Source organism: Phenylobacterium sp., assembly GCF_044372605.1.
Classification (GTDB): domain Bacteria; phylum Pseudomonadota; class Alphaproteobacteria; order Caulobacterales; family Caulobacteraceae; genus Phenylobacterium.
In genome coordinates, this window is record NZ_JBILRO010000147.1 from 1 (window position 1) to 8,641 (window position 8,641).

The 8,641-nt window shown below is 65.6% G+C and carries 13 protein-coding genes and 1 pseudogene; 13 read left to right on the top strand and 1 reads right to left on the bottom strand.

Annotated elements, in window-relative coordinates; translation table 11 throughout:
* From ACIQ42_RS12185 to phnN, 13 genes and pseudogenes are all read left to right on the top strand, one after another.
* Nucleotides 1-642 (top strand): family 16 glycoside hydrolase (locus tag ACIQ42_RS12185; RefSeq protein WP_397422460.1); only part of this gene is annotated, 642 nt, incomplete at its 5' end.
* 864 nt (nucleotides 643-1,506) lie between these two features.
* Nucleotides 1,507-1,608 (top strand): annotated as a pseudogene (locus tag ACIQ42_RS12190) (PEPxxWA-CTERM sorting domain-containing protein); the annotation flags it as partial.
* Nucleotides 1,609-1,665: 57 nt separating this feature from the next.
* Nucleotides 1,666-1,974, top strand: a complete 309-nt coding sequence (locus tag ACIQ42_RS12195) for a hypothetical protein (RefSeq protein WP_397422461.1) — start codon at nucleotides 1,666-1,668, stop codon at nucleotides 1,972-1,974.
* A gap of 72 nt (nucleotides 1,975-2,046) precedes the next feature.
* A complete protein-coding gene (locus ACIQ42_RS12200; RefSeq protein WP_397422462.1) occupies nucleotides 2,047-2,217 on the top strand; it encodes a hypothetical protein in 171 nt (56 codons plus the stop codon).
* A gap of 3 nt (nucleotides 2,218-2,220) precedes the next feature.
* On the top strand, nucleotides 2,221-2,415 hold the full coding sequence (locus tag ACIQ42_RS12205; RefSeq protein WP_397422463.1) for a hypothetical protein: 195 nt from the start codon (nucleotides 2,221-2,223) through the stop codon (nucleotides 2,413-2,415).
* Between the two features lie 6 nt (nucleotides 2,416-2,421).
* Entirely contained in the window at nucleotides 2,422-2,595 is a 174-nt protein-coding gene (locus ACIQ42_RS12210; protein WP_397422464.1) for a hypothetical protein, read from the top strand.
* A 147-nt stretch (nucleotides 2,596-2,742) separates the two neighbouring features.
* A complete protein-coding gene (phnD, locus tag ACIQ42_RS12215; RefSeq protein WP_397422465.1) occupies nucleotides 2,743-3,696 on the top strand; it encodes a phosphate/phosphite/phosphonate ABC transporter substrate-binding protein in 954 nt (317 codons plus the stop codon).
* Complete coding sequence (locus ACIQ42_RS12220) at nucleotides 3,693-4,544, top strand: PhnD/SsuA/transferrin family substrate-binding protein (RefSeq protein ID WP_397422466.1); 852 nt, start codon at nucleotides 3,693-3,695, stop codon at nucleotides 4,542-4,544. The genes phnD and ACIQ42_RS12220 overlap by 4 nt, the downstream gene beginning before the upstream one ends.
* Nucleotides 4,541-5,431 carry a phosphonate ABC transporter, permease protein PhnE gene (gene phnE, locus ACIQ42_RS12225; RefSeq protein WP_397422467.1) on the top strand — a complete coding sequence of 297 codons (891 nt, stop codon included), beginning with the start codon at nucleotides 4,541-4,543 and terminating at the stop codon, nucleotides 5,429-5,431. The genes ACIQ42_RS12220 and phnE (ACIQ42_RS12225) overlap by 4 nt, the downstream gene beginning before the upstream one ends.
* Entirely contained in the window at nucleotides 5,428-6,249 is an 822-nt protein-coding gene (phnE, locus tag ACIQ42_RS12230) for a phosphonate ABC transporter, permease protein PhnE (RefSeq protein WP_397422468.1), read from the top strand. The genes phnE (ACIQ42_RS12225) and phnE (ACIQ42_RS12230) overlap by 4 nt, the downstream gene beginning before the upstream one ends.
* Nucleotides 6,250-6,363: 114 nt before the next feature.
* Complete coding sequence (gene phnC, locus ACIQ42_RS12235) at nucleotides 6,364-7,140, top strand: phosphonate ABC transporter ATP-binding protein (protein WP_397422469.1); 777 nt, start codon at nucleotides 6,364-6,366, stop codon at nucleotides 7,138-7,140.
* Complete coding sequence (locus tag ACIQ42_RS12240) at nucleotides 7,140-7,829, top strand: hypothetical protein (RefSeq protein ID WP_397422470.1); 690 nt, start codon at nucleotides 7,140-7,142, stop codon at nucleotides 7,827-7,829. Before phnC ends, ACIQ42_RS12240 begins: the two co-directional genes overlap by 1 nt.
* Nucleotides 7,830-7,836: 7 nt before the next feature.
* A complete protein-coding gene (gene phnN / locus ACIQ42_RS12245) occupies nucleotides 7,837-8,370 on the top strand; it encodes a phosphonate metabolism protein/1,5-bisphosphokinase (PRPP-forming) PhnN (RefSeq protein WP_397422471.1) in 534 nt (177 codons plus the stop codon).
* Here the strand turns inward: phnN and ACIQ42_RS12250 are convergent.
* The coding region (locus tag ACIQ42_RS12250; RefSeq protein WP_397422472.1) for a DUF1045 domain-containing protein at nucleotides 8,367-8,641 on the bottom strand (275 nt) is incomplete at its 5' end. The two genes, phnN and ACIQ42_RS12250, sit on opposite strands and share 4 nt — an antisense overlap.

Consider the following 8,641-nt stretch of genomic DNA (forward strand, 5'->3'; position numbering starts at 1 on the left):
AAGGTGGTGTTTGAGGGGTCGGTCTGCACCCAGGAACAGCTCCGGGTCGGGACAGCCAATCCGTGGGAAACGGCCTGGCTGGTCTGGAATTACGCCGACAACGACCACTTCTATTACTTCGCCATGAAGCCCAACGGCTGGGAACTGGGCAAGCGCGACCCCGACTATGTGGGCGGCCAGCGCTTCCTGGCCACTGGCGAGGAGGTCAAGTTCGAGATCGGCGCCTGGAACCGCTTTTCCATCGCCCAGGACGGCGACCGGATTGTCATTTCCGTCGACGGCGTCGAACTGGTGCGTTTTCAGGACCTTGAGCGACCCTACGTCCAGGGCCGCATCGGCCTCTACACAGAGGACGCCCGCGTGATGCTTGACGACGTACGTGGCTCGCTCCGCGATGACTTTGATGGCGGCCGCCCGGTGTCGCTGCACGACGGCGCCCAGGTGGGAAGCATCTGGGACGTCGCCTTTCTGGGCTACGGATCCGGCGGGATCGTCACTGCCGCCTCTCCGCTGTTCGGAGACGCCGTCCCACGCGCCGAGACCGCGCCGGCCCTGCCGACAGACCCGCTAGCTCCGCCGCCCGTCATCGTGCTGGCCGACCTGGTTTTCGAAGCCCCGATGAGCGGCTGGCTTCTGGCCTGAATCCTGCCGCATACGCACCGCGTGGTGCAAACTGTTACGCCCCTGTCGTGTGAGCGTTGCTGAACGGCGCAATGATGAACTCCGTTGTGACGGTGGTGCATCCGGCGGGCTGGTTCGTTCGGACAGGGCTGGAACGGCCTCTTTTCTGTCGCCATGCTGTAGTGCAATCCGACGCAACCTGTGGTAAACAAAAGCTTGCGATCCCGGCTGCCGGGTTCGCTATCGAGAGGTTCAATGCACACGCCAGCCAAGATGATCGCCACGGCCGCCGCCAGCCTGGCCCTCATGCTGACTGCCGCGCCCGCCTCTGCGGCTGTAATGTTCGCCCATTTCAGCGGCCTGGTCGGCGCCGGCAGCGTGGGCAACGCCACCTATGACACCGGCAACTTCTTCGGCCTGGGCGCTGGCATCGTCGGCTCAGGGTTCACCGCGACGTTCAAGTACGACACCGCGCTGGGCGAAGCCGTAACGAACGCCAGCCAAGACACCCGCTACGGCGGACCTGGCTGGGCCTGCGCACCCGCCTGCATGTCGCCGATCCTCGAGGCGTCGCTGACGATCAACGGGATCACGGACAACTTCGACGTGACCCGCAACGGATCCGCCAACGTCACCATCAATCAGACGGGCTGGAAGCAGACCTTTTTCTACACCGACTTCTTCTCGGGCTCGAACGGCAACGCACTGCAACTGTTTGTGCTCAATGTTCCCGATCCGCTTTTGCTGACGACGCCTTACACGGGTGGCAACACCATGGGGCTGGGCGTGCCCACCACGAACGCTTTCGCGCTGGGCGTGCTGGCCGGAACCAACAAGGACTACCGGCTGGCGCTTGATCCCAGGAGCGTCACCCTCGTGGCTGCTGTGCCCGAGCCGGCGACCTGGGGCCTGATGATCATCGGCTTCGCCTGTACCGGCACCATGCTGCGTCGCCGCCGCCAGGTGCTCGCGCGGGCCCGGAGATAGGGACTTTCGTCGCTGACGGACGGTCAAAGGCCGCCTTGGCGCGGGCATTGTCGCGGCATGCTGAGGCTGGAGCTCTCGCGGGTCAGCTGGCCCATGCGCACGCCCTTCAGGATTTCGCGCATCACCGAGACGCAGACTGACTGCGTGCATGTGGTCCTCACCGACGCGCAGGGACATCGGGGCTGTGGCGAGGCCATCGGGGTGGACTATGCCGGCGAGACCCAGGCTACACTGATCGCCCAGCTCGAGGCTGTTCGCGACCGGATCGAGGCGGGGGTTTCCCGCGCGCAGGCGCAGGTACTGCTGCCCTCCGGCGGCGCCCGAAACGCGCTGGACTGTGCGCTCTGGGACCTGCAGGCCAAGTAGTCCGGCGTCCCGGCCTGGCGGGCCGCTGGCCTCGGCAGCTGCCTGCCGGTCGAGACGGCCTACACCTGCGGGATGATGGACGAGGCGGCGCTGCGACAGATGGCGCGCGACCACGCCGACCACAGCTGGATCAAGGTCAAGACGGACCTGGACCGCGGTCTGGACCCTGTGCGGATCGTCCATGAGGAGCTGCGCCGGTTCGCCGGTTCGTTTCAGGCGCTGAATGTCGCCCTGCTGGAGTAGCCGGTGGCCGCCGGTGAGGACGACATCCTGTACGGCCTGAACCTGCCGGTCCCGGTCGCGGCGGACGAGGCGTTTGATGACCGGGCGAACCTCCCGGCGCTGGCCGGAAAATACCAGGTGCTCAACATCAAGCTCGAAAAGACCGTCGGCCTGATCGAGGCGCTGGCCTGCGCCCGGGCGGGTCTGGTCCAGGGATAACGGCTGATGATCGGCTGCATGGCCGGCGGCTCGCTGTCCATGGCGCCGGCGGTGCTGGTGGCGCAACTCTGTGACTTCGTTGATCTTGACGGCCCGCTGTTGCAGGCCGGCGATGTGGGGGACCCGATAGGATACCTCGAAGGTCGGATCGGCGCGCCGACCCCGGACCTTTGGGGATGAACCTGCACGCAAGCCACCAGCCGCAATGCGCCAAGTTGGCTCTCCGAAGTCAGATCGTCATCTGAATGTCACGCCTGCGACATGCCCGGCAGTCAACTGTGAAGACCGACAAGGCTTCTGGCAGTAGAGGCTCGAGGCGACATACTGATGGGTCGATCACTCCTGATAGCTATGGCCGGCGTCGCGGTGCTGGCTGTCGCCGCCTGTGGCAAACCCGCGCAGCCGGATGCCGGCGGTTGGCGCAGCGGTATCAAGGAAGTCCGCATGGCGGTGAGCGGCGGCAATGACGACCCCATGCTGGTCAAGCGTCGCAGCGTCTATCGTGAACGGCTGAGCGCGGCGCTCGGTCTTCCGGTCAAGCTCTACGAATCCTCGGACTACAACGGGGTGATCCAGGCGCTCTCGTCGGGCCAGGTTGATCTCGCCCAGATCGCCGGGGGCGGCTATGCCAACGTCGACGCGCAGGTCGGCAGTCTGGTCGCCCCGATCCTGACGCCGCGTCAGGCCGAGGGGGAGACGGGTTACTATTCTGCGGTGGTCGTCCGGGCCGACAGCCCGATCAGGTCGCTGGCCGACATGAAGGGCATGTCTCTCGGGTATGTGGATTTCAACTCCACCTCCGGCTACCTGGTGCCAAGGGCGAAGTTCCGGGAACAAGGCATCGACCCGGACACCTACTTCAGCAAGACCTCCTTCGCGGGCGGGCATACGCAAGCCGTGATGGCCCTGGCCAATGGACAGTTCGACGCGGCCATTCTGACGGCCAGCGGCGGCGACCCGGAGAACGGATTCACCCGCGGCGCCCTTCACACCATGGCCCGTCGGGGCTTTGTCAATGTGAAGGACTTCAGGATCATCTGGTCGGCGGGGCCGATCCCAAGCGAGGCCGTCGCTGTGCGCACCGATCGGCCACAGGCGCTGATCGATCTGGCGCGTGGGGCTCTGGCATCCTTGCCGTATGACGATCCGGAGCTTTGGACCGATATCGGCCAGCTGGACGGCTCAGCCTACACCTCCGTCAACCGGGATCACTACAAGGACATCATCGCCTTGAGAGCGGAAGACATCTCCAACCGCCGTAATGCAGGCGGACGGCCTTGAAACGGCTCCGGGTCGCCCTTCTGGCCCTGGCCTGCCTGCCCGTGATCGGGGCCGGTGTGCCGTCGTCGACACTCCGGGTCGCCGCCGTGACCGGGGCGGCCGGCGCCTGCGCGGCGCCCGCTGCCTCGCTCCCGGCGGGAGAACGGGCCTATTACGACCATCTCGCAAAGCGCCTTGAAGTTAAGGTTCTACGGTGTCCGGTGGCTGATGCGACGGCTGCGGCCAGGGCGCTTGCGGCGAATGAGCTTGACCTGGCCGTACTGGATCCCGCCGCTTTCGCTGCGGTCCAAGCCACGACGCGGTCGATCCTGACGGTTCGATCCCAGGGCGGAGTGAACAGGATCCCGGTGGTGCTGGGGGTAAAGGCGACAAGTCCGGTCAAGACGCTGGCGGACCTTCGCGGAAAATCCCTGGTGTTTGGCGGCCGCACGCCGGCCGCGTTGAGCCTGCCGAAGCTGGCGCTGTCCCAGCGCGACGCCCCGGCTGCGTTCTGGGGCCGCGAGCTGTTCGCCGTGGACGGGGACGCAGCGGTTTCGGACCTGCGGGCAAACAAGGCTGACGCCATGGTGCTTCATGCGGCCGCCTGGCAGCGACTTTGTTTTCCGCGGTCACCCAAGGAGGCGCCGCCCTGCGATGATCTTCGTATCATTGCCAAGATCCGGCCCCAGGCCGACCGCGCCATCGTCGTGCGGCGCGATATCGCCGACGAGACCCGTTATCGCCTGATCGGCATTCACATGCCCATGCATCTGGAGAACGCGCCCGCCTTCGCCTGGGCGACGTCCTGGTCGCCGAACGCAGCAGAGTTTCAACCCGCCGAACCCCTCGCACTGGTGGCGACGCGTTGAGCGAGACCTCGTCCGCAGTAACGGCGTTCGAAGCGCTGCGCCGGCAAACGCTGCGTCGTCAGCGACTGCAGACCCTGGCCGGGCTTCTGATCTTTTCGGCGATCCTGCTGATCTCGTTCCAGCGCAGCCAGTTCTTCTCCTCGGATATCGGCAATGATCCGCTGGGGCGGATCGGCGAATTCCTCAACCGGATGGTCCCGGACCTGAAGGGCGAGACCCTGCTGTCAGACAGTCGTACCGAAGGGTCTTTGGCCTGGTGGTACTATGACCTGCCGCGCTGGCTGCGGCTGGGTTGGCAAACCGTGGAGATGGCCATTGTCGCCACGATCCTGGGCGCCATCGGCGGATTGCTGGCCTCCTTCCTGTGCGCGCGGAACCTGATGCCGATCGCGGCCGTGCGGTTCACGGTCCGTCGCACGCTTGAGGCCATTCGAACGCTGCCCGATCTTGTACTGGCCCTGATCCTGGTGGCGGCCTTCGGCGCCGGCCCGCTCGCCGGTGTGATTACCCTGGCGATCTCGACCATGGGCAGTCTCGGCAAGCTATTCTCCGAGATCAACGAGGAGGTCGATCCGCGTCAGCTCGAAGGCATGAGAGCCTCCGGCGCCGGCTATGCCGCGATGATCCGCTACGGCGTCGTGCCGCAGGTGCTTCCCAACTACACCTCCTACGCCCTGATCCGGCTGGAGGGGAATCTGGCCGGCGCGGCCGCCCTGGGCATTGTTGGCGCCGGGGGGATCGGCATCGAACTGCAGCGGGCCATCACCTACACGGAATTCGACACCTACCTGGCGATCCTGCTGTTGATCGTCGGGATGATCTTCCTGATCGACATCGCGTCGGAAGCGATACGGCATCGGCTGATCGGATTGGGAGAAAGCCGGTGAACCCGGGTCAGCTCGCCCGCGCGCGCCAGGTCGCACCCGAAGCCTTGCAGCCCAGCTGGCGGCGACGCCTGATCAACTGGACTCTTGCGGTTGCCGCCGCCGCAGCGTTCGTGGCGATGTGTGTCGACCTGCAACTGGCGCCAGCGTCGGTGCTTTCGGGCTTCGGAAAGCTGGGCACGTTCCTTGCGAACTCGATGCCGCCCTCGGACGGCGGCGACCTGCCGCGAATTCTGGTAGCCCTGGCCGAGACCTTCGCCATGGCGCTGGCGGGAACGGTGATCGCGACGCTTGTCGCCCTGCCGCTGGGCGTCATCGGCGCCAAGACTGTGGTGAGCCAGCCGGTGCTGCACTTCGTGTTTCGTCGGTCGCTCGACTGGTTTCGCGGCGTGCCGTCTCTGGTGTGGGCGCTGATCCTGGTTTCGGCCTTTGGACTGGGTCCCTTCGGCGGGGTGATTGCCCTGGCGCTGGCGGACATTCCCAGCCTGGCGAAGCTGTTTTCCGAGGCGATCGAGAATGCTGACGAGAAACCGCTGGACGGGGTTCGCGCGGCCGGCGTTTCACCGCTGATGGCCCTGCGCTATGGCCTGGCGCCCCAGGTTGTTCCGGTGATGGCCAGTCAGGTGCTGTTCTTCCTGGAGAGCAACTTCCGCAACGCCGCCGTGCTCGGGATCGTGGGCGCCGGCGGCATCGGTTTCGAGCTTGAAGAGCGTATCCGCATCTTCGCCTTCGATCAGGTGGTTTTCATCATCGGCCTGTACATGATCTGTGTCGCCGCACTGGACACGGTGTCGCAATCGCTGCGGCAGCGGCTGGCCTGAAGCAGGCCCGGGGCGACAAATCGGGCCGAGGTGCTGATCGCCGTCACGGGGACGTCACGCTGAAGTCATGCGGCGGGACTACGGTTGGGGACGGTCGAGAACCCCGGAGTCCCTATGCTCGAGCTGCACGGCGTCACCAAGAGATTCGGCGATACCCTCGCCGTCGACAATGTGAGTTTCAGCTGCCAGCGAGGCGAGCTGGTCGGGATCATCGGGCGCTCGGGCGCGGGGAAGTCCACCTTGCTCAGGATGGTCAACCGGCTCACGGACCCGACGGATGGACACATCACCTGGGATGGGCGCGACGTCAGCCGTCTGAACGGCGCGGCGCTGCGGCAATGGCGCCGGCGCTGCGCCATGATCTTCCAGCAATTCAATCTCTGCCCCCGTCTGGACGTGATCACCAATGTGCTGGTGGGGGTGGTGGCGGAGCGACCGCTCGCCAGTTCGCTGATGAAGTTCTTTCCGGCCGCTGACCGCGCGCGCGCCATTCTGGAACTGGACGCGCTGGACATGGCGCACGCGGCCTTGCAGCGGGCCGGGACGCTCTCGGGCGGTCAGCAGCAACGCGTCGCCATCGCGCGCGCCATGCTGCAGGAACCGGAGCTGGTTCTGGCAGACGAGCCGGTCGCCTCACTGGACCCCGTCAACGCCGAGGTGGTGATGGATGCGCTCCAGAAAATCTGCCGCGAGCGCAATGTTCCGGTGATCGTCAATCTCCACAGTCTGGAGATTGCGCGGCGCTACTGCACCCGCATTGTGGCGATGTCCAAGGGCGCCATCGTGTTTGATGGACCGCCTGCGGGCTTGACCCAGACCGTGCTGGACCGGGTCTATGCCGGTCGCATGACGCCCGAGACGTCGCCGTTCAGCATCGTCGAAGCCGCCTGATGGTCCTGCGTCTGGCGGATCGCCCCCTCGAACCCGGTGATCTCTACTTTGATCGCTATCTCCATGCCGGGCCTGAAGAAATCCGGGACGCAGCGTTCCCGGCGGTGCACGCGGACGCTCAGGTCCACGACTCGGTCATGGGCCCCTGGACCCGCGTTGGCGCCCGCACCAGCCTGTCGGAAGTGGTGATGGGCGCCTACAGCTACATCGTCAACGACTCCTCGGCCGCCTACTCCGAGATCGGCAAGTTCTGTTCGATCGCGCGGGACGTCCGGATCAATCCGGGCAACCACCCCACATGGCGGGCGGCGCAACATCACTTCAGCTATCGCGCCCGGTCTTATGATCTGGGCCCGACGGACGATGATGAGTTCTTCGAGTGGCGACGTTCCCATGCCGTGACCCTCGGTCACGACGTTTGGCTTGGTCATGGGGTGACGGTGCTGCCGGGCGTGTCCATCGGAACCGGATCGGTTGTCGGTGCGGGCGCGGTCGTCTCCAAGGATGTTCCCCCCTTCACCATCGTGGCCGGCGTACCGTCCAAGCCGATCCGGGAACGCTTCCCCAAAGCTGTCCAGGATGGTCTGCTGGCGATCAGTTGGTGGGACTGGAGCCATGACCGGCTGTCGGACGCCCTTGAGGACTTCAGAACCCTTGATGCTGACGCCTTCGTCGAAAAGCACAGCTGAGAGCGGCTTGCTGGTCCTGGTGGTGGGGCCATCGGGGGTCGGCAAGGACACCCTGCTGGATGGCGCCCGGTCCGTGCTGGCCGACGATGATCGCTTTGTGTTCGTCCGCCGCGAGATCACCCGCCCTGCGGGGGCCGGCGGCGAGGATCACATCGCGGTCGACGAAATGTGTTTCTCGGAACGCGAGAAGTCCGGACACTACGCCCTCAGCTGGCGCGCCAACGGGCTGGCCTATGGCGTGTCGGCGGGAATTGCGGATGATCTGGCGCTCGGCCGAACAATAGTCGTGAACGGCTCCCGCGCCATTGTCAGAGAAGCCCGGTCGCGCTTCACCGATATTCGGGTGATCCTTGTCGATGCGGACCGCGATCTTCTGGCCCAGCGACTGGCAGAGCGCGGTCGCGAGACGGCGGCAGAGATTGCGGCGCGGCTTGAGCGCTCGCCTGATATCGACCTGTCGGGCAGAGACCTCGTGGTGGTCAGGAACGACGGAACCCCGGCGGAAGGGGTTGCCCTGCTGGTCGCGGCGTTGCGAGGCTAGAGCGAGGTCGTTTCCCCGCCAAAGTCGAACCGCCCGAGGACGGTGAAAGGCGACGCGCGATCCGGCTGCCGGAAGACGGCCAGGTTATCGAACAGCGTGGGCCCGGTCTCCGCAACGAAGTGGTTCTGCAGAGCGGACAGCACCTTCATCCGGACCTGATCATCACGGATACGACCCGTGAGGGTCATGTGAAACCGGAAGTCCTCGTAGACGTAGGGATATCCCCACTTGAGCATGCGCGCGTCCTGCTCGGGGCTCAGGCCGGCCTTCC